Origin of the sequence: Klebsiella sp. C349492, assembly GCF_042055345.1 — a bacterium.
Lineage (GTDB): Bacteria > Pseudomonadota > Gammaproteobacteria > Enterobacterales > Enterobacteriaceae > Klebsiella > Klebsiella scottii.
On sequence record NZ_JANQCE010000007.1, the window covers coordinates 99,204 to 122,107 of the forward strand.

General features: G+C 58.9%; 17 protein-coding genes. 6 read left to right on the forward strand and 11 right to left on the reverse strand.

Annotated features, from left to right (window positions below; translation table 11 throughout):
- Positions 1-152: 152 nt before the first annotated feature.
- From mgtA to NWP14_RS22325, 6 genes are all read right to left on the reverse strand, one after another.
- Positions 153-2,861, reverse strand: a complete 2,709-nt coding sequence (gene mgtA / locus NWP14_RS22300; RefSeq protein WP_375216025.1) for a magnesium-translocating P-type ATPase — start codon at positions 2,859-2,861, stop codon at positions 153-155.
- Between the two features lie 143 nt (positions 2,862-3,004).
- A complete protein-coding gene (gene mgtL, locus NWP14_RS22305) occupies positions 3,005-3,058 on the reverse strand; it encodes a mgtA regulatory leader peptide MgtL (RefSeq protein ID WP_220432789.1) in 54 nt (17 codons plus the stop codon).
- Between the two features lie 139 nt (positions 3,059-3,197).
- Positions 3,198-3,950, reverse strand: coding sequence for an IclR family transcriptional regulator (locus NWP14_RS22310; protein WP_375216026.1), 753 nt, complete (start codon positions 3,948-3,950; stop codon positions 3,198-3,200).
- Positions 3,947-5,284, reverse strand: a complete 1,338-nt coding sequence (locus tag NWP14_RS22315) for an MFS transporter (RefSeq protein ID WP_375216027.1) — start codon at positions 5,282-5,284, stop codon at positions 3,947-3,949. The genes NWP14_RS22310 and NWP14_RS22315 overlap by 4 nt, the downstream gene beginning before the upstream one ends.
- Positions 5,285-5,373: 89 nt before the next feature.
- Positions 5,374-6,066 carry an RraA family protein gene (locus tag NWP14_RS22320; protein WP_375216028.1) on the reverse strand — a complete coding sequence of 231 codons (693 nt, stop codon included), beginning with the start codon at positions 6,064-6,066 and terminating at the stop codon, positions 5,374-5,376.
- A 17-nt stretch (positions 6,067-6,083) separates the two neighbouring features.
- Positions 6,084-7,802, reverse strand: coding sequence for an IlvD/Edd family dehydratase (locus NWP14_RS22325; RefSeq protein ID WP_375216029.1), 1,719 nt, complete (start codon positions 7,800-7,802; stop codon positions 6,084-6,086).
- Positions 7,803-8,248: 446 nt separating this feature from the next.
- Here NWP14_RS22325 and treR point away from each other — a divergent pair, with 446 nt between their 5' ends.
- The 3 genes from treR (at position 8,249) to treC (ending at position 12,455) form a co-directional block, all read left to right on the forward strand.
- The gene (gene treR / locus NWP14_RS22330; protein WP_375216030.1) at positions 8,249-9,196 is read left to right on the forward strand and encodes a trehalose operon repressor TreR; all 948 of its coding nucleotides are present in this window, start codon (positions 8,249-8,251) and stop codon (positions 9,194-9,196) included.
- 129 nt (positions 9,197-9,325) lie between these two features.
- Positions 9,326-10,744, forward strand: a complete 1,419-nt coding sequence (gene treB, locus NWP14_RS22335) for a PTS trehalose transporter subunit IIBC (protein ID WP_095104306.1) — start codon at positions 9,326-9,328, stop codon at positions 10,742-10,744.
- A 55-nt stretch (positions 10,745-10,799) separates the two neighbouring features.
- Entirely contained in the window at positions 10,800-12,455 is a 1,656-nt protein-coding gene (gene treC, locus NWP14_RS22340; protein WP_375216031.1) for an alpha,alpha-phosphotrehalase, read from the forward strand.
- 80 nt (positions 12,456-12,535) lie between these two features.
- On the opposite strand, the gene celB is transcribed toward treC, so the two are convergent.
- From celB to NWP14_RS22355, 3 genes are all read right to left on the reverse strand, one after another.
- The gene (gene celB, locus NWP14_RS22345; RefSeq protein ID WP_095104311.1) at positions 12,536-13,888 is read right to left on the reverse strand and encodes a PTS cellobiose transporter subunit IIC; all 1,353 of its coding nucleotides are present in this window, start codon (positions 13,886-13,888) and stop codon (positions 12,536-12,538) included.
- A gap of 26 nt (positions 13,889-13,914) precedes the next feature.
- Positions 13,915-15,222 (reverse strand): 6-phospho-beta-glucosidase, encoded by a 1,308-nt coding sequence (locus tag NWP14_RS22350; RefSeq protein WP_375216032.1) that lies wholly within the window; start codon positions 15,220-15,222, stop codon positions 13,915-13,917.
- A gap of 81 nt (positions 15,223-15,303) precedes the next feature.
- The gene (locus NWP14_RS22355; RefSeq protein ID WP_095104313.1) at positions 15,304-15,612 is read right to left on the reverse strand and encodes a PTS sugar transporter subunit IIB; all 309 of its coding nucleotides are present in this window, start codon (positions 15,610-15,612) and stop codon (positions 15,304-15,306) included.
- Positions 15,613-15,874: 262 nt separating this feature from the next.
- Here NWP14_RS22355 and NWP14_RS22360 point away from each other — a divergent pair, with 262 nt between their 5' ends.
- The 3 genes from NWP14_RS22360 to nrdG all read left to right on the forward strand — a co-directional run bounded on the left by NWP14_RS22360 (position 15,875) and on the right by nrdG (position 19,749).
- A complete protein-coding gene (locus NWP14_RS22360) occupies positions 15,875-16,618 on the forward strand; it encodes a MurR/RpiR family transcriptional regulator (RefSeq protein WP_375216033.1) in 744 nt (247 codons plus the stop codon).
- 367 nt (positions 16,619-16,985) lie between these two features.
- On the forward strand, positions 16,986-19,124 hold the full coding sequence (gene nrdD, locus NWP14_RS22365; protein ID WP_095104316.1) for an anaerobic ribonucleoside-triphosphate reductase: 2,139 nt from the start codon (positions 16,986-16,988) through the stop codon (positions 19,122-19,124).
- A 160-nt stretch (positions 19,125-19,284) separates the two neighbouring features.
- Positions 19,285-19,749, forward strand: a complete 465-nt coding sequence (gene nrdG / locus NWP14_RS22370; RefSeq protein WP_095104317.1) for an anaerobic ribonucleoside-triphosphate reductase-activating protein — start codon at positions 19,285-19,287, stop codon at positions 19,747-19,749.
- Positions 19,750-19,755: 6 nt separating this feature from the next.
- Here nrdG and NWP14_RS22375 read toward each other — a convergent pair whose 3' ends face one another.
- Positions 19,756-21,666 carry a BglG family transcription antiterminator gene (locus NWP14_RS22375; RefSeq protein WP_375216034.1) on the reverse strand — a complete coding sequence of 637 codons (1,911 nt, stop codon included), beginning with the start codon at positions 21,664-21,666 and terminating at the stop codon, positions 19,756-19,758.
- A 23-nt stretch (positions 21,667-21,689) separates the two neighbouring features.
- The gene (locus tag NWP14_RS22380; protein ID WP_375216035.1) at positions 21,690-22,841 is read right to left on the reverse strand and encodes a lactonase family protein; all 1,152 of its coding nucleotides are present in this window, start codon (positions 22,839-22,841) and stop codon (positions 21,690-21,692) included.
- Positions 22,842-22,904 lie beyond the last annotated feature (63 nt).

The window sequence follows — 22,904 nt, forward strand, 5'->3', positions numbered from 1 at the left end:
TTCCTTTTGATGACGGGCCAAAAAAAGCAAAACATTTGGTTAACACGCGCGAAAAATAGCGTCAAGGAAATGTAATGACGCGCTTCACAACTTGATGAAGTTTAAGATAAATGCCCTCTCCCTGAGCGGGAGAGGGGCGGAGGAAGTCAGGGTTACTGCCAGCCGTAGCGACGGCTGTAGAAACCTTTGACCATCTGGGTCAGCGTCATGTAGCCCGCCAGAATCGCAATCAGCCACGGGAAGTAGCTCAGCGGCAGCGCCTGCAGCTGCAAATAGCCCGCCAGCGGCGAGAACGGCAGCGCGATGCCGACCACCATCACCACCAGGGTCATCGCAAACAGCGGCCACGCGGCGCGGCTCTGAACAAACGGAATACGGCGGGTACGGATCATATGCACAATCAGCGTTTGCGACAGCAGCCCTTCAATAAACCAGCCAGACTGGAACAGCGTCTGCGCTTCCGGCACGTTGGCGTGGAACACCCACCACATCAGGCAGAAGGTGAGGATATCGAAGATTGAGCTTATCGGGCCGAAGAAGACCATAAAGCGTCCCAGCTCGGCCGGATTCCAGCGCTGCGGTTTACGGATCTGCTCGTCGTCAACGTTATCAAACGGGATCGCCACCTGGGATACATCGTACAGCAGGTTCTGGATCAGCAGATGCAGCGGCAGCATCGGCAGGAACGGCAGAAATGCGCTCGCCACCAGCACGCTGAAGACGTTACCGAAGTTCGAGCTGGCGGTCATCTTGATGTACTTGAGCATGTTGGCAAAAGTACGACGCCCTTCGATCACCCCCTCTTCCAGCACCATCAGGCTCTTTTCAAGCAGGATGATATCCGCCGCCTCGCGGGCGATATCCACCGCTCCGTCAACGGAAATACCGATGTCCGCCGCGCGCAGCGCCGGGGCGTCGTTAATCCCGTCGCCCATAAAGCCCACCACGTGCCCCTCGCGTTTGAGCAGCGTCACGATGCGCTCTTTATGCAGCGGCGCCAGGCGCGCAAAAAGAGTGGTTCGTTTAGCCAGCGCCGCCAGCTCATCATCGCTGAGCGCTTCAATCTGGCTCCCAATAACCACCTCTCCCGCGTCGAGGCCCACCTCATGGCACACCTTCGCCGCCACCAGCTCGCTATCGCCGGTGAGGATTTTGACGGTAATGCCGCTGGCCTTCAGCGCTTTCAGCGCCGGGGCGGTAGTCTCTTTCGGCGGATCGAGAAACGCGATATAACCTTCGAGGATCAGATCCGACTCATCGGCCCGCTGATAGTCCCCTTCCCGCGCCGGCAGATAGCGGGTAGCCACCGCCACCACGCGCAGCCCCTGGCGATTGAGGGTGTCGGTGACGCGGCGGATACGGCGCAGCATGGTCTCGTCCAGCGGCACGATTTCACCGTTGTAGCGAACCTGGGTCGAGACGTTGAGGATCTCCTGTAGCGCGCCTTTACAGATAAGCTGATGGACGCCTTCCTGCTCGCTCACCACCACCGACATCCGGCGGCGCTCAAAGTCGAACGGGATCTCGTCCACTTTCTGCCAGCGCTCGGCAAGCTGGCGAGCGGCATCCAGCTCCACGCCTTCCAGCACCGCCGTATCCAGCAGATTTTTCAGCCCGGTCTGGTAGTGGCTGTTAAGCCAGGCGGAGTTCAGCACCAGCTCGCTCACCTTACCGGACACGTCGGTATGGTTTTCCAGCACGATTTTATCCTGGGTCAGGGTGCCGGTTTTATCGGTACACAGGATATCCATCGCGCCAAAGTTCTGGATTGCGTCGAGGTGTTTGACGATAACTTTCTGTTTCGACAGCTTCACCGCCCCGCGCGCCAGAGTCGAGGTGACGATCATCGGCAGCATTTCCGGCGTCAGGCCAACCGCCACCGACAGGGCGAACAGCGCCGCTTCCCACCAGTCTCCTTTGGTAAAGCCGTTAATCAGCAGCACCACCGGCGCCATCACCAGCATAAAGCGAATCAGCAGCATGCTGACGCGGCTGATGCCTTTCTGGAAGGCGTTGGGTTCGCTCTCCTGCTCGCTCACCCGCCCGGCCAGCTGGCCGAACCAGGTGCCGCCGCCGGTAGCGAACACGATCGCCTGCGCCGTTCCGCTCACCACGTTGGTCCCCATAAAGCACAGGGTGTCGCACTCCAGCGGGTTGGCCTGCAGCGCATCGCGGGTGCGGGCCACTTTTTCCACCGGCAGCGATTCGCCGGTCAGCGACGCCTGGGCGACAAAAAGATCGCGCGCCTGGAGGATGCGCAGGTCTGCCGGGATCATATCTCCCGCCGAGAGCTTAACGATATCCCCCGGCACCAGCCGATCGATAGGCAGCTCGCACCAGCGGCTTTCGCCCTGCTCGTTGACCACCCGCAGCACCGTGGCGGTGTTGCTGACCATCGCTTTCAGCGCATCCGCCGCTTTGGTGGAGCGGGCTTCCTGAATAAAGTTGAGCAGCGTGGAGATCCCGACCATCAGCGCAATCACGCCCGCGGCGAACAGATCCTCCGTGGAATAGGAGACGACGCCCAGCACGGTCAGCAGCAGGTTGAAGGGGTTGCGATAGCAGGTCCACAGATGTACCCACCACGGCGAAGGCTGCTGGGCGGGGATTTGGTTGTCGCCGTGCGCCGCAATTTTCTGCGCCACCTCGGCGGCGTTGAGCCCTTCCGGGTGGCTGTCGAAGGCGCGCCAGATTTCGTTTTCATCCATTGCCGCCACGTTCAGACAGCGTTTGCCCAACGAGTCCGGGATCGGCGCGCTGGCCAGATTGCGGGCATCGGGCAGCGGATCGCGCTGCACCAGGCGGTGTGGCAAATGGCGGCTAAGCTGCGTAAACAGCTGCCGGGTAAAATTTTTCAGCATAAACAGTCCCTCCGCGCTCGCACAGCGAACGCAGCAAATCGACGGGCACGGTAAAACCATACCTGTCAGGCATTATTTTTTTATGGCAGGGACATCAAGGACGTCACTGCTTTACGCTTCCGGTAAAGCAGTGCTAAGCAGGCTTACCGGAAAGGGGTATAACTCCATCGAGGATGAGGAGTGGGATCGGGGTCCATAAAATCTCCGGTAAGTGAGTAAAAACGGCGCGGATTATACCGCGGCCAGCGATCTATTTGTGGCAATTATGGCTATGGTAACCCCGCGTAACTAAACCAAACGTATACGCGCAGCCGTTCAGGCCTTTTTATCACGCGTTCAGCATCGCGAACGCATTAGCGCCGCAAGCGCATCGCCCAGCGCCTCCGCCATTTCGCCTAAGGCCTGTTTTGTCTCTTCATAATCTCCCGGCAGCCGATCGAACCACGGGCAGGTAATCACCGCATGGGCGTAGCTATCAGGCCCGAAAATGGGCCACGAGGCCGACGTCAGCCCAATAATGCGATCGTGCGGGATTTCAGCAAACCCCTGGGATTTTATGCGCGAGAGCTGCTCGACCATCTCCCCGCGTAACGCCGTATCCAGCGCGTAATGACGGATCAAACGCCAGCTATCCTGGTCGCTGGCGAAGGCCAGAAGCACCAGCGATGAGCTTGAGCGGATGGTATGCAGTAGCGCCCCTTCTCTGGCGCTAATCGCCGGGGTGAAGTCCGGATGACGATGGGCGATAACCACCACCCGATCGTCCCGCAGCCCGGCGAGGTGGCAGGGCTGATTGGTGCGCCAGGTGAAGTCTTTCATCAGCTGCTGGCAGCGTTCCGACTGCGCCAGCTGCTCGATATAGCGATACTGGCCGGTGAGGGTGAGTTTATCGGTCAGATGGTAATAGCGCCGGGCATCCTGTTTGAGGTACCCCTCCTCTTCCAGGCACTGAATAATCCGGAACAGATGGTTAAAGGAGAGGCTGAGCGCCAGGCTAATCTCCCCCATCGTCATAGGGACGCCCGACGCCGACAAATATTCCAGTACGCGTAAACCCCGGCTTAACGCCGGGGCACGATAATCGGTCATAACGCTCCTTTCTGTGGCGCATCGGTAGGGGACAGGGGATCGCGATCGTCGCTGCGTCGGTGCAGATAGCGAATCGTCAATAGCGTCACCACGCAGCCGATGGCCATACACCCGCCTAAATAGTACATCGGAGCGCTGACGCTCCCCGTCAGATCGCGTACCGCCGGAACGGTATTTTGCGCAAAGAAACCGCCGAGGTTAGCCAGCGAGTTTATCGCCGCTAATCCGGCCGCTGCCGCCGAGCCGCCTAAAAATCGCGTCAGGGTCCAGAAGCAGGGCTGAATTGAAAATATAGCCATAATCACCAAGGTTATGCATAAAAAACTCAGCCAGGGCGTGGCGATAAACAACGCGCTGCCGGCAAGGAAAATAGCGGCCACCAGCATCGGCAAGGCAATATTTTTCACCGGATCGGAGGTCCGCTCCGGATTGCGCGTCATCCACCAGAGCAGCAGCATCGCCATCAGCCAGGGGATCATGTTGATCAGCCCGTTGGTCATATCGGATACGCCAAACCCTTTGACAATGGTTGGCATCCAGTAGCTCAGACCATAGGCGCCGAAGGAAATAAAGCCCAGCACCAGCGCCAGCAGCAGCACCCGTGCATCTTTCAACGTTTTCAACACGCCGCTCACCTGGCGATCCCGATCCCGGCTCTGTTCCTGCTGCAGCATCGCCCCAAGCCAGGCTTTTTCCTCCGCGGTCATAAAGCGGGCCTTTTCCGGCGTATCGGGCAGCCAAAAAAGGACCGGAATAATAAACAGCAGCGCCGGCAGCCCGGTGCCAATGAAAATCCACTGCCAGCCTTCAAGATTCAATATGCCGTGAATGCTTAATAGCGCGCCATTAATCGGAGCCCCGATCAGATTCGCCGCCAGGCTGGCCATAATCAGATAGCCCACCACCCGGGGACGGTACGCCAAAGGAAACCAGCGGGTCATGTAATAAAGCAGGCCGGGATACAGCCCCGCCTCGGCGGCGCCGAGGCAAAAGCGTAAAACGTAAAACATGCTGGCGCTGGAGGTAAAAGCCATTAAAACCGTAATCGCGCCCCACGTCAGCATAATCCTGGCAAACCATAAGCGGGCGCCAACTTTATGCAGCATGATATTGCCTGGAACTTCAAATAATAAGTAGCCGATAAAGAATAACGATGCGCCAAGACCATAGGCGGTTTCGCTCAACGACAGGCTTTCCGCCATATGAAGTTTTGCGAAGCCTATATTCTGCCGATCGATATAGGCAATAACGTAGAGCATCACCATGATCGGTATTATTTTCAGTGAAATTTTATTTATCGTCGTTCTTTCAATACGACGGTCTGCAGAACACATAATTGCATCCTTAATTAGTTCATCAAATAATGATGTCGATACATAAGCGTGATGGCAGAATAAAAACCCGGAGAGCAATAGAATAACCCTTACATAATACCGAACTTATCAAAAGCCTCGACGGTACTCATGCCTGTTCTCAGCGCGTGCAGCACTTCATTTTCGCCTTTGGCCTTTTCAAAGGCCCCGTGGAAGGCTTCGTCCACGGCCTCCGCCGGGATCACCAGCACGCCGTCGCGATCGCCAAAAATCACATCGCCAGGCGCAACGCGCACGCCGTCCAGTTCAACAGGCACGCGCCAGTCGACCACCTTGCCGCGCGGTCCCTGATCCTGCGCGTAGCTGCCAAAGGAGGCCACCGGGAAACCGAGGTCCAAAATTTCATGGCTGTCCCGATGGTAGCCATGAATAACGGCTCCAGCCGCCCCGCACTGCATGGCGCGGGTCGACATTAGCCCGCCCCATTGCGCATAGCGTAGCGAGCCGCCCGCACAAATATAAACTTCATTCTTTTGCAGATCGTCCAGCGCGTGAAACATTAAGCCGAACGGCTTTTCGCTGAGCGTATTATGGCCTGGAGCGCTTTGCTGGAAATAATCAGCTTCGAGTACCGGCATCGCCCGGCCAATAATAACCATATTGGCATCAATCGGTTTTAACTGCGGCGATAAAAACTGATGAAGCAATCCCATTGAATCCAGAATATCCCCCACTAATGCAACAAAGAGCTTTTCTTTTGCTAATGCAAATAACGTTTCATCATCTGACCAGGCGTGGCTCATAATATTTCCTCTGTGTATTATTCAGGATGGGGTTCACGTTTAATGTCACTACCTGACTTACCCGGTAAAAAGTTCAGGTCGGCGCCGGTGTGCGCCTGCTGCACCGTCTGGATATAAAGGCTGGCGTAGCCGCGGGGATAATCAGGATATTCCTGCGGTCGGTTTTCTTTACGCCTGCTCAGTTCGCTATCGCTGACGTGCAGCGTCAGCCGGCGCTCGCGGCAGTTCAGCTCAATCATGTCGCCGTTTTCCACCACCGCCAGGGTTCCGCCGATGGTCGATTCCGGGCTGACGTGCAGGACAATCGTGCCAAATGCGGTGCCCGACATGCGCCCGTCCGAGATGCGCACCATATCGCGCACGCCCTGCTGCAGGATCTTCAGCGGCAGGCCAAAGTTGCCGACTTCCGGCATGCCCGGATAGCCCTTTGGCCCCACGCCCTTCAGCACCAGAATATCGTCGGGCCGTACGTCCAGATCCGGGTCATTAATGCGCTGGTTATAATCTTCAATGTTCTCAAAAACGACCGCCCGCGCGGTATGGTTGAGCAGCGCCGGCGTTGCGGCCGAAGGCTTTATCACCGCGCCGTCGGCGCAAAGGTTGCCCTTCAGCACAATCGTTCCGGCGTCATCCAGCAGCGCGTTTTGCCGCGATGCGATAACCCGCTGGTTCAAAATCGCCGCCTCGCGGTAGTTCTCCTCCAGCGTTTTGCCGTTGCACTGCAGCACCTGCGTATGCAGCTTGTCGGTAAGCTGGCCGATAACCGCCGGAACGCCGCCCGCGTAGTAGAAATCCTCCATCAGAAACTCTCCCGATGGTTTCAGATTCGCCAGCAGCGGAACGTTCTGGCTAAACCGATCAAAATCCTCCAGCGTCAGCGGAACTTCGATGCGCCCGGCAAGCGCCAGAAGGTGCAGGATAAAGTTGGTTGAGCCGCCGATTGCCGCATTGACGACGATGGCGTTCTGGAAAGCCTCGCGGGTCAGGATCTGCGACATGCGCAGATCCTCTTTCACCATCTCGACAATACGGCGACCGGACAGACGGGAGACCCGCCTACGCGCGGCATCAACGGCGGGAATGGCGGCAGAACCCGGCAGCGACATGCCCAGCGCCTCAACCATGCAGGAGAGGGTGGACGCGGTGCCCATCGTATTGCAGGCGCCGGGGCTACGCGACATCGCGTTTTCCACCTCGTCAAACTCGGCCTGGCTCATGAGGCCCGCACGTAAATCCTCGCTAAACTTCCACAAATCGGTGCCGGAACCGATATCCGCCCCGCGATATTTGCCATTGAGCATCGGTCCGCCGCTCACCACCAGCGTCGGTAAATCAACGCTGGCCGCTCCCATCAGGCAGGATGGCGTCGTTTTGTCGCAGTTAGTGAGCAGCACCACACCGTCAATGGGATTTCCACGAATCGACTCTTCAACATCCATGCTGGCAAGGTTGCGGAACAGCATGGTCGTCGGCTTCATTAGCGCTTCGCCGAGCGACATCACCGGGAATTCAAAAGCCACGCCGCCCGCCTCGAGAACGCCCATTTTGACCTGCTCGGCAAGATCGCGCAGATGCGCGTTGCAGGGGGTTAATTCAGACCAGGTATTACAAATCCCGATAACCGGGCGACCATCAAAAATATCATTGGGCAGCCCCTGATTTTTTAACCAGCTTCTGGCAATAAACCCTGATTTATCCTTGCGTCCAAACCACGTCTGGCTACGATATTTTTTCATTACGTTGCGCTCATTTTCCAGAAAAGGTGAGAGTTAGCGGCAGTGTAATTGATGTGGCGATCCCGTCAATTCGCGGCAGGATACGGGCGAAAGCCGCCGTTTGTGAGTGAGTAAATAAAATCTTCGCCCCCGCTCGCCCCACGCTTTTACGGGTAAAAGTCAAAAATCATCCACCGCTATTGATGGCTAAAATATTATTTAATATCAGTGCTATATAGTTAGGTTGCTTTTTCCGGGTTTCATATATAAAAGTTAAATTCCCGCGAATAAATCGCGAAAATGTGATCTGTATCGGAATAGCCGCTGCGGCCTGGCGCCACGCCTGCCGCGATAAGCCGCGCAAACGGTCAGCGGATCGGCCGCCGGACGTAAACCAGACTTTGCTCATTGCGGTTTGGTTGAGTAGCATTAGGCTCAATTTAATCGGACCACCGCGAGAATCCTGCATGCAAAACCGGCTGACCATCAAAGATATCGCGCGCTTAAGCGGCGTCGGGAAATCGACGGTATCGCGCGTGCTCAACAACGAAAGCGGCGTTAATGAGCGCACCCGCGAGCGGGTGGAAGCGGTAATGCAGCAGTACGGCTTCTCCCCCTCCCGCTCCGCGCGCGCGATGCGCGGCCAGAGCGACAAGGTGGTGGCGATTATCGTCACCCGTCTGGACTCGCTTTCAGAAAACCTCGCCGTGCAGACGATGCTGCCCGCTTTTTACGAGCAGGGTTACGATCCGATTATGATGGAGAGCCAGTTCTCCCCGGCGCTGGTTAGCGAGCACCTCAGGATCCTCGCCCGCCGCCACATCGACGGCGTGGTGCTGTTCGGCTTTACCGGCATTACCGAAGAGATGCTCACGCCGTGGCGCGAAACCCTGGTGCTGCTGGCCCGCGACGCGCCGGGCTTTGCCTCGGTCTGCTACGACGACGACGGCGCGGTCAGGATGCTGATGCAGCGTCTCTACGATCGCGGCCATCGTCATATCAGCTTCCTCGGGGTGCCGCACAGCGACGTCACCACCGGCCAGCGCCGTCATCAGGCCTATCTCGATTTCTGCCATCAGCACCGGCTCTCCCCCACCGCCGCGCTGCCGGGCCTGGCCATGAAGCAGGGTTATGAAAACGTCGCCAGCGTCCTCAACCCCGACAGCAGCGCCCTGCTTTGCGCCACCGATACCCTCGCCCTAGGCGCCAGCAAGTATTTGCAGGAACAGCGCATTGAAGGTCTGCAGATCGCCAGCGTCGGCAGCACGCCGCTGCTGAAGTTCCTGCACCCGGAAATTATCACCGTCGATCCGGGCTACGCCGAGGCCGGACGCCAGGCGGCGCGGCAGCTGATCGAGCAGATCGCCGGCAACGCCAACCCCCGTCAAATCGTCATTCCCGCGGCGCTGATTTAGTCCCGCCGGCAGGATTTATGTGATCGTGGCTGCGTTTCGGGAACGTTCCCATTTTGCAAACGAAGCGGAGCGGTTAGGATTCGTCTCAGGTCATTACGCAATCTCTTCCCTCTGTTTTGAGGCCTCACAATGAGTAAAGTAAATCAGCAGGACATCGATAAATTAATCGAACTGGTGGGCGGGCGCGACAACATCGCCACCGTCAGCCACTGTATTACCCGTCTGCGCTTTGTGCTGAATAATCCGGCCATCGCCAAACCGAAAGAAATTGAGCAGCTGCGCATGGTGAAGGGCTGCTTTACCAACGCCGGGCAGTTCCAGGTCGTAATTGGCACGGACGTGGACGATTACTACAAGGCGCTGCTGGCTACCACCGGCCAGGCATCTGCTGATAAAGAGCAGGCCAAACAGGCCGCGCGGCAGAACATGAAGTGGCACGAGCAGCTGATTTCGCACTTTGCCGAGATCTTCTTCCCGCTGCTGCCGGCGCTGATCAGCGGCGGCCTGATCCTCGGCTTCCGTAACGTGATCGGCGATCTGCCAATGAGCAACGGTCAGACGCTGGCGCAAATGCACCCGTCGCTGAAAACGATTTATGACTTTCTGTGGCTGATTGGCGAAGCCATCTTCTTCTATCTGCCGGTCGGCATCTGCTGGTCAGCGGTGAAGAAAATGGGCGGCACGCCGATCCTCGGCATCGTGCTGGGCGTCACGCTGGTTTCTCCCCAGCTGATGAACGCCTATATGCTCGGCCAGCAGGTACCGGAAGTGTGGAACTTCGGCCTGTTTACCATCGCTAAAGTGGGCTATCAGGCGCAGGTGATCCCGGCGCTGCTGGCGGGTCTGGCGCTGGGCTTTATCGAAACGCGCATGAAGCGCATCGTGCCTGACTACCTCTACCTGGTAATAGTGCCGGTGTGCTCCCTGATCCTGGCGGTGTTCCTTGCTCACGCCTTTATCGGCCCGTTCGGCCGCATGATCGGCGACGGCGTGGCCTTTGCGGTGCGCCACCTGATGACCGGTAGCTTCGCGCCGATTGGCGCCGCGCTGTTCGGCTTCCTGTATGCGCCGCTGGTGATCACCGGCGTCCATCAGACCACGCTGGCTATCGATATGCAGATGATTCAGAGCATGGGCGGTACGCCGGTGTGGCCGCTGATTGCGCTCTCCAACATTGCCCAGGCCTCGGCAGTGGTCGGCATTATTATCGCCAGCCGCAAGCAGAATGAGCGTGAAATCTCCGTCCCTGCGGCCATCTCCGCCTATCTTGGCGTCACCGAGCCAGCGATGTACGGGATCAACCTCAAGTACCGCTTCCCGATGCTCTGCGCCATGATCGGCTCCGGCCTCGCCGGGCTGCTGTGCGGCCTGAACGGCGTGATGGCGAACGGGATCGGCGTCGGCGGCCTGCCGGGCATCCTCTCCATCCAGCCGACCTACTGGCAGGTTTACGGCCTGGCAATGGCTATCGCCGTCGTCGTGCCGATTGTTCTCACGACCTTCGTGTACCAGCGCAAATTCCGCCAAGGCACCTTGCAGATTGTCTGACTTTATCTTCCTTCCGGGGCGCGAAAGCGCCCCCTCGTTGTAGCAGGAAAGCACTATGAATACCCTTCCCCTCTGGTGGCAAAACGGCGTTATTTATCAAATCTATCCGAAGAGTTTCCAGGATACGACCGGCAGCGGTACCGGCGATCTGCGTGGGGTCACCGCGCGGCTCGACTACCTGCGCAAGCTCGGCGTGGACGCCATCTGGCTGACCCCGTTCTACGTCTCGCCGCAGGTGGATAACGGTTACGATGTGGCGAACTATACCGCCATCGATCCGGCCTACGGCACGCTGGATGATTTTGACGAACTGGTGGCGCAGGCTAAAGCGCGCGGCATCCGTATCGTGCTGGATATGGTCTTCAACCACACCTCGACCGCCCACGCCTGGTTCCGCGAGTCGTTAAACAGAGAGAGCCCGTACCGCCAGTTTTATATCTGGCGCGACGGCGAGCCCACCACCCCGCCGAACAACTGGCGCTCGAAGTTCGGCGGCAACGCCTGGCAGTGGCACGCCGAAAGCGGCCAGTACTATCTGCACCTGTTCGCCGCCGAGCAGGCGGACCTCAACTGGGAAAACCCGGCCGTGCGCGCGGAGCTAAAAAAGGTCTGCGAATTCTGGGCCGATCGCGGCGTTGACGGCCTGCGCCTCGACGTGGTCAACCTGATCTCCAAAGACCAGTCCTTCCCGTCAGACGCCGAGGGCGACGGCCGCCGTTTTTATACCGACGGCCCGCGCGTGCACGAATTCCTGCAGGAGATGAGCCGCGACGTCTTCACCCCGCGCAATCTGATGACGGTCGGGGAAATGTCCTCCACCACCCTGGAACACTGCCAGCAGTACGCGGCGCAGGACGGCCGCGAGCTGTCAATGACCTTTAACTTCCATCACCTGAAGGTGGATTATCCCGGGGGCGAAAAATGGAGCCTCGCGCGTCCTGACTACGTGGCGCTGAAGGCGCTGTTCAGCCACTGGCAGCAGGGGATGCACAATCGGGCGTGGAACGCCCTGTTCTGGTGTAACCACGATCAGCCGCGCATCGTTTCGCGCTTCGGCGATGAGGGCGAATACCGGGTTCCGGCGGCCAAAATGCTGGCGATGGTGCTGCACGGTATGCAGGGCACCCCCTATATCTACCAGGGGGAAGAGATTGGCATGACCAATCCGCACTTCTCGCGTATCAGCGACTATCGCGATGTCGAAAGCCACAACATGTTTATTGAGCGTTCGGCGCAGGGGCAGGCGCCCGACGAGCTGCTGGCGATTCTGGCCAGTAAATCCCGCGACAACAGCCGGACGCCGATGCAGTGGAACGGCCACGAGAACGGCGGCTTCAGCGAGGGCGAACCGTGGATTGCGCTGTGCGATAACTACCGCGACATCAACGCCGAGGCGGCGCTGGCCGATCCTGATTCGGTGTTTTATGCCTATCAGCAGCTGATCGCGTTGCGCAAAACCACGCCGGTGCTGACCTGGGGCGACTATCTCGATCTTTGCGCGGAGCATCCGTCTCTGTGGTGCTATCGCCGGCAGTGGCAGGGGCAAACGCTGGTGGTAGTGGCCAACCTGAGTCGTGAATTCCAGAACTGGCAGCCGGATGAGATGGAGGGCGACTGGCAGGTATTGATGAGCAACTACGCGGAAGCGGCTAATCGCCCGACGGCCATGACCCTGCGTCCGTTTGAAGCCGTGTGGTGGCTGCAGGCGTAAGAGCGACGCCCGGTCTCGCGCTGCGCTTAGCCGGGCTACGTTACGGTAGCCCGGGCTGGCGCAGCGCGCCGCCTTTGTCGTCAGGCTCTGTCGGCCGTTGACAGCGCGCTGCCGGCCTCCTGGCGCGTCGAGGCGTGCTCCTCTTTCGCCTTCAGGCGATCCCACGCCCGGAAGAACGGATAGTAAACCACCAGCGAAATCGTCAGGTTCACCACCTGCAGAATGGTCCCGGAAATATGCCCGCCCGTTGCCAGATAGCCGCTAATAAAAATCGGCGTGGTAAACGGCAGCGCAATCCCCGCCGGCGGAGCGACCAGCCCGGTAGCCATCGCGGTATAGGAGACAATTACCAGCAGAACCGGCGTCAAAATAAACGGCAGGAAAAAATAGGGGTTCATCACCAGCGGAATACCGAACACCATCGGCTCGCTGATATTAAACAGCGCGCCGGGCGCGGCGATTTTCCCCAGCTGCTTCATCTGCTGGCTACGGCTTCTGAACAACATAAAGAGCACCAGCCCCAGCAGCGCCCCGGTACCGCCGGGAGCAATCCACAGATCGTAAAACTGCTGCGTAATGATATGCGGGATCGGCTGGCCGTTCTGGAACGCGGTGAGGTTTTCCGACATATTCGACAGCCACACCGGCTGAATAAACACCAGCACGATGGCATCGCCGTGCAGCCCCAGCGTCCACAGAATGCCGATCAGGATAACCGAGAAGATCATCCCCGGCAGCGTACCGCCGACGTGGTGCATCGGAATGCCGATAATGGTGGCGATCATGCTGTTAATGTCGCCGAATGGCGAAGCTTCGACGATCAGGCGCAGCGCCAGCACCACCGCCAGCACGCAGAATCCGGGGATCAGCGCGAGGAACGATTTCGCCACCGCCGGCGGTACCCCGTCCGGCATGCGGATCACCAGGTTGCGGCCGGCGACAAAGCGATAAATCTCGGTAGATAACAGCGAAATAACGATGGCGACAAACAGCCCCTGACTGCCCACCAGCCCGACCGGGATCACCCCTTTGACCACTTCCGCCGCGCCGTGCACCGGCGTAAACAGCGTACTTTGCGGGATCGTCATCACGAACGCGACCAGCGACATGGCCCCGGCGGTGAGCGGGTCAAGCGTGCGGTACTTCTCCGCCAGCCGGTAGGCGATGCCGAAGCTCGATATCAGCGCCATAATGTCGTAGGTCGCTTTAACCGGATAAAGCATTTTATCGCGCCAGACGTCGCCGAACAGACCGCTCATCATATCGGCATAGCCGGGAATGGGCAGATAGGCGAAAATCAGGAAAAATGAACCAATCAGCATAAACGGCATGTTCAAAATAATGCCGTCGCGCACCGACAGGACGTGCTTTTGCCCGGCGATTTTCAGCGCCGCGGGCATGACGTAACGTTCAATCCACGTAGTGTTCGACATGAGACGATCCCCAAAGGAAATAACGGTCAGTTAAATTGCGTCAGCCATTGACGGTTGATGGTTAAGACTTCGTCCAGCAGCGCCTGCGCGTCGGTGACGTTGCCCACCAGCGGGTTGGTCACCAGCGCCAGCAGCGCGCTATCGCGACAGCCGTGTACCGCGGCTTCAATGGTCAGCCGCTCAAAGGCCTTCACCTGCTGCGTCAGGCCGTTCATCGCCGGAGGCAGCGCGCCAAAGGTCAGCGGGCGGGCGCCCTGGGCATCAATAATGCTGTTGGTTTCCACCACCGCATCATCGTCCAGGCCGTGAATCGCCCCGTTGTTGCGGGTATTCACCACCATCTCTTTGCCGAGATTGTTATGAATCGCGTTGATTAACTCCACGGCCACTTCAGAGTAGTAAGCGCCGCCGCGGAAGCTGAGCTGCTCCGGCTTCTCATCGAGGGCCGGATTGGCGTACAGCTCGAACAGCTCCTGCTCGACCTTCATCACCTGCTCGGCGCGGGTGCCTTTGGTTTTTGCCGCGGCGATCTCCTCCGCCAGCATCGCCGACGTCAGCCAGAAGTAGCGGTGATAGGGGCAGGGAATGGCGTTCAGCGCGCGCAGGAACGGCGCCGGCCACGGCAGCTCTTTAATATTGTTCATCGATAGCGCTTTGCCATCGCACAGCATGTCGATCACCTTGCGGGTCACGTCTTCACGCCCCTGCATCACTTTATGCACCCATACCATATGGTTGAGCCCGGCAAAGCGCAGGTTAACCTCTTCTTCTTTCGCACCCAGCATGCCGGTAATCATGTGTTGCATATTAATCGGCACGTTGCACAGGCCGATAATCTTCGCCTTGCTGTAGCGGCTCACCGCCTCGGTGACAATCCCGGCCGGGTTGGTGAAGTTGAGGATAAACGCCTGCGGCGCCAGCTGCTCAACCTTGCGCGCCACCTCAAGGATCGCCGGGATCGTGCGCAGCGCTTTGGCGAATCCGCCCACGCCGGTGGTTTCCTGGCCCAGCAGGTTATACTTCAGCCCGAGACGCTCGTCGCCGGCCCGCGCCGCCAGCTGCCCGACGCGCAGCTGGGTCAGCACGAAGCTGGCCCCGCGGATCGCCTCGTCCAGCGCAAAATGGACGCTGACCATAACGTGCTCCAGCCCTTTACGGGTGAGCATCCGGCGCGTCAGCGCGGCGATAATTTCAACCTTCTCCCTGCCTGATTCAACGTCAACCAGCGCCAGCTCCGTTACCGGAAGCTGCTCATAACGAACGATAATTCCTTCAATAAGCTCCGGCGTATAGCTACTACCGCCGCCAATAACGGCAATTTTTAGTGCTTGCATAGAGACCTCTTTCGGCATGCAGAAAGCCGCGCGCGGTCGACGTGAGCGCGCGTGATGGTTCCGGGATATGAGAGAAAAAAATCAGGGATTAAGCAGCGCGAGCGCCTTATCAAGCACCGCCGCGCCGCGCATCATGCCGTAGTCGGCCATATCGATCACCGCGACCGCTTTTCCGTGCGGAGCGGCCAGCGCGCTCAGGCGTCCGGCCTCATATTTCACCTGCGGTCCCAGCAGGATCACGTCGGCGTTGGCCAGCTCGCGCTCAAATTCCGCCACCGCCACCGCGTAGATATCCAGCGACAGCGCGCGCTGCTGCGCCTCGGCTTTCATCTTCGTCACCAGCATGCTGGTCGACATACCTGCTGCACAGCACAGAACGATTCGTTGCATGACCTCTCCCCCAGATGGATTTATGACCTCGCCCGTTAGGGCCTCAGCGAATATATTGTTAAGATTGTGTGAAAGTGAAGGCTATATGAAAATAATTTTCACCGATGTGATCGAAACGTAATTTTTGATCATTATTGCCCACGCTGTTTGCCCGATTAACGGCGAAACCATAGGAAATACCTTGGGCTGATGCTATAAATAGGCACAGGCGGTAAGTGAAAAATATTTTCAACGTGATGTTCTGGAGAAAGGGACGGTCAGGATGGATATCGTAGGTCAGTTGCAGCAAGGGCTGGTGCGCTTTAGCACCCAGGAGTCGCGGGTTGCGGCGTTTATTCTGGAAAATTTGAGCTTTACCGCCAGCGCGTCCATCGATGAACTGGCCGCCAGCGCCGGCGTCAGTCCGGCCACCATCACCCGCTTCGCCCGCTCCGTTGGCTGCGAGGATATTCGCGATCTGCGCAAGCAGCTGGCGCAGGCCAGCGAGCGCCGGACCAGCTGGGTGAGCCCAAACAGCCACGCCCTGCCCGCCGCCTGGCGCGACAGGCTGAGCTATCTTGGCGATACGCTTACCCGACAGCTGGCGCAGACCTCGGAGGCGGCGGTCGAAAAGCTCAAATCTCGCCTGCTGACCGCGCGCGCCGTGCACTGCTTCGCGCTCGGCGCCCAGGATGTCGCGCTGGCCACGCTGCTGCAGCACCAGCTGCTGCCCTCCGGTATCGCCATCAACCTGTGCCAGGACAGCGCCCTGATGCGCATGACGGCCTCGACGCTGAGCGACGACCACCTGCTGCTGGTGCTGGTCACCGCCGGCGCGGACAATATTTTGCAAAGCGCGACCCTGCAGGCGCGAACCCAGGGGGTGACCATCATCGCCCTGACGCCGGAAAACCACGCGCTGGCCAACATGGCCGCCGGGATTATCCCGCTCCCCGATAGCCCGCAGCTGGCCCGCTACGCCCTGCTGCTGCTGGTCGATCTCCTTAACGATACGCTGATTGCCTGAGCCGCGATGCCCGCCGCCTGCGCGGGCGGCATCCGGGCATTTTTATGCTTGTTTTTTAAGCATATAAATTTACATTTAGCGCAAGCGCCCACCATCCGTACTCTCACCTTTTTACTTTGTCCTGCGTCAATAAAATCGCAAACATCTTTGATGCAAATCACTACATGTAGAACTTAAAATGCGTCCCGGCCCTACATATTGTATTAATCGTCTATTATGTCGGCACAGCCCATCGTATTTAGGCGGTGGTGGGATGTGGATAAAAAGGGCCGGAGCCGAAGGAAAACGGCGGCAGCTATAGCGCCTCGCGACCTCGGTATACCTTCCGCCTCTGTGGATAACCTGTTCTATAAAGTATGGAGTGATCATGACACCGCATGTGATGAAACGAGATGGCTGCAAAGTGCCGTTCAAGTCAGAGCGCATTAAAGAAGCAATTCTGCGTGCAGCTAAAGCAGCGGGAGTCGATGACGCAGACTATTGCGCCACCGTCGCAGAAGTCGTTAGCCAGCAAATGCAGAATCGGGCTCAGGTCGATATTAACGAAATCCAGACCGCCGTTGAGAATCAGCTGATGTCAGGCCCGTGGAAGCAGCTGGCTCGCGCCTATATTGAATATCGCCACGATCGCGATATCGAGCGTGAAAAACGCGGCCGCCTGAACCAGGAGATCCGCGGCCTGGTAGAGCAAACTAACTCGTCCCTGCTTAACGAAAACGCAAACAAAGACAGTAAGGTGATCCCCACCCAGCGCGACCTGCTGGCCGGGATTGTGGCCAAACACTACGCTCGCCAGCACCTGCTGCCGCGCGACGTGGTTCAGGCGCACGAACGCGGCGAGATCCACTATCACGATCTCGACTACTCGCCGTTCTTCCCGATGTTTAACTGCATGCTGATTGACCTCAAGGGCATGCTGACCCACGGCTTTAAAATGGGCAACGCCGAGATCGAGCCGCCGAAATCTATCTCTACCGCCACGGCGGTAACGGCGCAGATTATCGCCCAGGTCGCCAGCCATATTTACGGCGGGACCACCATCAACCGGATTGACGAAGTGCTGGCGCCGTTCGTGGCCGAGAGCTGCAAGAAGCATCGTAAAATCGCCGAAGAGTGGCAGATCCCCAACGCCGAAGAGTACGCCCGCTCGCGTACAGAGAAAGAGTGCTACGACGCCTTCCAGTCGCTGGAATACGAAGTGAATACCCTGCACACCGCCAACGGCCAGACGCCGTTCGTCACCTTTGGCTTTGGCCTCGGCACCAGCTGGGAATCGCGTCTGATTCAGCAATCGATTCTGCGCAACCGCATTGCCGGTCTGGGTAAAAACCGCAAAACCGCGGTGTTCCCGAAGCTGGTCTTCGCCATTCGCGACGGCCTGAACCACCGGTTCGGCGACGCCAACTACGACATCAAGCAGCTGGCGCTGGAGTGCGCGAGCAAGCGCATGTATCCGGATATCCTCAACTACGATCAGGTGGTGAAGGTCACCGGCTCGTTTAAAACGCCGATGGGCTGCCGCAGCTTCCTCGGGGTGTGGGAAAACGAGAACGGCGAGCAGGTTCACGATGGCCGCAACAACCTCGGCGTCATCAGCCTTAACCTGCCGCGGATCGCGCTGGAAGCCAAAGGCGACGAAGCCGCCTTCTGGACCCTGCTCGATAGCCGCCTGGAGCTGGCGCGTAAGGCCCTGATGACGCGTATTGCGCGCCTCGAAGGGGTGAAGGCCCGCGTCGCGCCGATTCTGTATATGGAAGGCGCCTGCGGCGTACGCCTGAAGGCGGACGACGACGTGGCGGATATCTTTAAAAACGGCCGCGCGTCGATTTCGCTGGGCTATATCGGCATTCACGAAACCATCAACGCGCTCTCCGGCAACCAGCATATGTACGATAGCGACGCGCTGCGTGAGAAAGGCATCGCCATCGTCAAACGCATGCGCGACGCCGTGGAGCAGTGGAAGGAAGAGACCGGCTACGGCTTCAGCCTCTACAGCACGCCGAGTGAAAACCTGTGCGATCGCTTCTGTCGTCTCGATACCGCCGAGTTTGGCGTCATCAACGGCGTGACCGATAAGGGCTACTACACCAACAGTTTCCACCTCGACGTCGAGAAGAAGGTCAACCCTTACGACAAGATCGATTTTGAAGCGCCTTACCCGCCGCTGGCGAACGGCGGCTTCATCTGCTACGGCGAATACCCGAACATTCAGCACAACCTGAAGGCGCTGGAAGACGTCTGGGATTACAGCTACCAGCACGTGCCCTACTACGGAACCAACACGCCAATCGACGAGTGCTACGAGTGCGGCTTTACCGGCGAGTTCGAGTGCACCAGCAAAGGGTTTACCTGCCCGAAATGCGGCAACCACGACGCGGCCCGCGTCTCGGTGACCCGCCGCGTGTGCGGCTATCTCGGCAGCCCGGACGCCCGCCCGTTCAACGCCGGCAAGCAGGAAGAAGTTAAACGCCGCGTTAAGCATTTGGGTAACGGGCAGATCGGTTAATTTCGACAGTATTATTGCCCGGCAATGCGACGCTTTTCGCAAAGCAATTGGCGCCAGGACAAGGCGGCAAGCAAGCGAATCCCGGGGGAGCTTACATAAGTAAGTGACCCGGGTAAGCGAGCGTAGCCAACGCAGTAATGGCGTCAATTGAGAAACGAAAATGAATTACCATCAGTACTACCCGGTCGATATCGTCAACGGTCCCGGCACCCGCTGCACCCTGTTCGTCTCAGGCTGCGTCCACGAATGCCCCGGCTGCTATAACAAGAGCACATGGCGGCTCAACTCCGGCCTGCCGTTCACCACCGAGATGGCCGACCGCATCATCGCCGACCTCAACGACGCGCGCATTAAGCGCCAGGGAATCACCCTTTCCGGCGGCGATCCGCTGCACCCGCAGAACGTGTCGGAGATCCTCGCGCTGGTGCAGCGCATTCGCGCCGAGTGTCCCGGGAAGGATATCTGGATGTGGACGGGCTACAGGCTTGAGGAGCTCAACGACGCGCAGATGGCGGTGGTCGACCTGATTAACGTGCTGGTCGACGGCAAGTTCGTGCAGGATTTAAAAGACCCAATGCTTATCTGGCGCGGCAGCAGCAACCAGGTGGTGCATCATCTGCGCTAGCCGCGGTTAAAAGCGGCTGACGCACTCCATTGCCACGGTTTTAAATTCGTCAAAGCTGCCGGTGGCGGCAAGGCGGGTCATCGCGCGTTCGCGCAGGAAAGTCACGAAAATATCGTAGATCGCCATCGCCTCTTCATACTCGCTTTTGCTGATGGCCAGCAGGAAGATGATGTGGGCGGTCTCATCGCCCCAGACTATGCCGTTCGGGGCAATCACGGTGTAGACCACCGTTTTTTTCGCCAGCAGACCAAGGGCGTGCGGCAGCGCAATGCCGTCGCCGAGCATGGTGCTGACGATAGCCTCACGCTCGACAACGGAGTCATAGAACCCGGCGTCGACAAAACCCTCCTCCTGCAGCTGCCGGCACAGTTCGGCAAACAGCGTCTGGCGATCGACGGGGGTATCAATCACCCGGAAATGGGCCTCATCGAAATACTTATCCAGCATCCACGGACGGGTTCTGTCCACCAGCACCAGCTTGCCGATTTGATCCAGCTGATAATCCGTCGGGAACGGCGCGATGGTCACCACCGGCTTATCCTTTTCACCGATGCGCACGGTGGAAATAACAAAATCCTCGGCAACGGCCTCAAGCTGCTCATACTCGCGCTGCGAAAGGGTGGCGGCAATTTCCAGCTGCGGATATTTACGCTGCAGGGTCGCTTCGATCATCCGCACCATCGCGTTGCTGGTATCGCACACCAGCAGCACGCGCGGCTGGCGCTGGTAGCCAATATTGTAATGACGCTCAAGGCCGACGCCGATGTGCAGCACCAGGAAACCGATCTCGTTTTCACTGATCGCATAGGGGGTGTATTTCCCCCAGCTGGAGACGGCCGCCAGGGTCATATCCCATGCCATCGGGTAGTGCTGCTTGATGTTATCCAGCAGCGGATTGGGGATCATGATCTGATAGCGCACCCGGGTGATCATGGTCTTAATATGGGTCAGCAGATCGGCGTGCAGCTGGGCGTCATCGAGCAGGTTGTAGTTATACTGGGTATTGATATAGCGCAGGATGTAGTTCACCAGCGCTTCGTCGTCATCGGCGCTGATGGTGCCCGGATCAACGTCCTGCACCTGGCGGGCGGCAAGGTGCACGCACAGCCACTCCTCTTCCGCCGCGGAGAGCGCCTTTCCTGCCAGCTGCTGCAGCATCCCGACCAGCTCCCGGGCGGCATCGCGCACGTTCTGGGCCACATCTTCAGCGCTAAATTCTGCCAGCGGGTAGCCCTCGCTGGCGCGGCGCACCACCACCGTGCTGTAGAGGCGGATAAAGCGCTCGCCTTCATCCGTCAGACGGACGTGGTGGCGGGTGAGGATCTCCTGCAGCTCGCGCGCCAGCCGTTCCGACACCTCCGCGCTCAGCCCGCCTTTATCGACCGGCAGAGGCAATCCCCCCTGCTGCGACTGCTCCCACAGGAGATCGGTCAGGCAGGCGCGAATCGACACTTCGCTGCCGAACAGCTTCATGCCGTGACGCGGGCGAGTCTCGAGGGTCAGCTGGTAACGCTGGAAACGTTCGCGCACGTCCACCATATCGCTCTGCAACGTGGCGCGGCTGACGAACCACTCGTCCGCAAGGTCTTCGAGCTTTAGCGAGAAGGCGGAGGTCAAAAAGCGCACCAGCAGAAAGTTAATGCGATCCTGCGCGGTACGCGGAATATGCTGCGCTTTCGGCGCCGTTTCCGCCAGCGTCCGGTAAAGCGCTGGGTCGTCAACGTTGAGCCGATATCCGCTGCCGCGGATAAGCAGAAACTGCGCCCCGTAGGGCAACAGCAGCGCGTTAAGCGCCGTAATATCGGCGCGTACGGTACGGGTAGAAACTGACAGCCGCTGCGCCAGTTCATCCTGCGGCAGCGTTTCGTTTTGCAGCAGGCTAAACAGCTGTGCTAAACGTTGGTTGGGAAATCGCATGTCAGTTCCTTCATCTTTACGGCTCAAGGTTGAGCGGATATCACCATCTGTGACGGGCTGCCTACCGGAGTATAGTCCGGGGCAAACGTCAGCCTGCCGCTCTGAGGCGCCACGCTGAAACGGGTAATATTATCGCTACGCTGGTTCATGACGTACAGCCACTGCCCCTGATTATCCAGCGTGAGCGTTCGTGGGTAGTCCCCGCGCGTCCAGACATCTTCCTGATGGCTCAGGCTACCGTCCGCCATCACGCTAAAGTGCGCGATGCTGTTATGCAGGCGGTTCGCCACGTACAGCTGCCTGCCGTCGGCGCTCAGCGCCAGGCCGGCGGCAAAGCTGGTGCCTTTATACCCCTTCGGCAGCGCGGAAATCGTTTTGCCCTCGCGCAGCAGGCCGCTGGCCTTATCAAGATGATAGAAGGTTAGCGTCGAGGACTCTTCGTTAATCAGCCACAGCCCGTCGCCCTTCGGCGTGAAGACAAAGTGACGCGGCCCGGCTCCCGGCGAAGATGCGGAGATAAACGGCGGATCGTTTGGCGTCAGCTTGCCGCTGGCGCTGTCCATCCGGTACTGATAGATCCGATCCAGCCCCAGATCGGTGGAGTAAACGTATTTCCCGCTGGGATCGGCCGAGATCATATGGGCGTGGGGGCCGTTATGGTCGCTAATGGCGAAGCTGCCCTCAACGGCCGCCGCCGGGCGCGCAGCGCCGGCCGGTCCCTGATCCTGATGAACGTCCACCGCCTCGCCCAGGCGACCGTCTTCCTGCACCGGCAGCACGGCCGTCGTGCCGCTAACGTAGTTTGCCACCAGCAGATGGCGACCGTCCGGCGTCAGGGAGAGATAAACCGGCCCGGCCCCGCCGGAAGAGACCTGGTTTAGCTCGGTCAGCTCGCCGTTCGCTGCAACGCGCCACGCCTGCACCACGCCCTTTTCCACTTCGCTGGCGCCGTACAGGGTTTTACCGTCGCGCGAAGCGGTAAGCTGCGCGACGTTGGGCAACGAGCTCACCAGCGTTCTGTTGCTCAACGCGCCGGTTTTCGCCTCGACGGTAAAGCGGTACAGGCCTTCGCCGTTGGGGTTGTAGGTGCCGACCCAGGCGTACTGCGCCTGGGCGCAGGCGCTGGCGGCGAGCAGGGAAAGTGAAGCAACAAGCAGGTGACGAGTGCCAGGCATGGTGACTCCTTGATGGTTCGGTGGGGGACGTTTGTCCCCTTCCTCCCTTGCGGCGAGGTTCAG

Bases quoted from the DNA above. Each gene is read 5' to 3' on its own strand.
- mgtA (WP_375216025.1), bottom strand. From the start codon at position 2,861: ATGCTGAAAAATTTTACCCGGCAGCTGTTTACGCAGCTTAGCCGCCAT.
- NWP14_RS22310 (WP_375216026.1), bottom strand. From the start codon at position 3,950: ATGACCGATTATCGTGCCCCGGCGTTAAGCCGGGGTTTACGCGTACTG.
- NWP14_RS22315 (WP_375216027.1), bottom strand. From the start codon at position 5,284: ATGTGTTCTGCAGACCGTCGTATTGAAAGAACGACGATAAATAAAATT.
- NWP14_RS22320 (WP_375216028.1), bottom strand. From the start codon at position 6,066: ATGAGCCACGCCTGGTCAGATGATGAAACGTTATTTGCATTAGCAAAA.
- NWP14_RS22325 (WP_375216029.1), bottom strand. From the start codon at position 7,802: ATGAAAAAATATCGTAGCCAGACGTGGTTTGGACGCAAGGATAAATCA.
- treR (WP_375216030.1), top strand. From the start codon at position 8,249: ATGCAAAACCGGCTGACCATCAAAGATATCGCGCGCTTAAGCGGCGTC.
- treB (WP_095104306.1), top strand. From the start codon at position 9,326: ATGAGTAAAGTAAATCAGCAGGACATCGATAAATTAATCGAACTGGTG.
- treC (WP_375216031.1), top strand. From the start codon at position 10,800: ATGAATACCCTTCCCCTCTGGTGGCAAAACGGCGTTATTTATCAAATC.
- celB (WP_095104311.1), bottom strand. From the start codon at position 13,888: ATGTCGAACACTACGTGGATTGAACGTTACGTCATGCCCGCGGCGCTG.
- NWP14_RS22350 (WP_375216032.1), bottom strand. From the start codon at position 15,222: ATGCAAGCACTAAAAATTGCCGTTATTGGCGGCGGTAGTAGCTATACG.
- NWP14_RS22355 (WP_095104313.1), bottom strand. From the start codon at position 15,612: ATGCAACGAATCGTTCTGTGCTGTGCAGCAGGTATGTCGACCAGCATG.
- NWP14_RS22360 (WP_375216033.1), top strand. From the start codon at position 15,875: ATGGATATCGTAGGTCAGTTGCAGCAAGGGCTGGTGCGCTTTAGCACC.
- nrdD (WP_095104316.1), top strand. From the start codon at position 16,986: ATGACACCGCATGTGATGAAACGAGATGGCTGCAAAGTGCCGTTCAAG.
- nrdG (WP_095104317.1), top strand. From the start codon at position 19,285: ATGAATTACCATCAGTACTACCCGGTCGATATCGTCAACGGTCCCGGC.
- NWP14_RS22375 (WP_375216034.1), bottom strand. From the start codon at position 21,666: ATGCGATTTCCCAACCAACGTTTAGCACAGCTGTTTAGCCTGCTGCAA.
- NWP14_RS22380 (WP_375216035.1), bottom strand. From the start codon at position 22,841: ATGCCTGGCACTCGTCACCTGCTTGTTGCTTCACTTTCCCTGCTCGCC.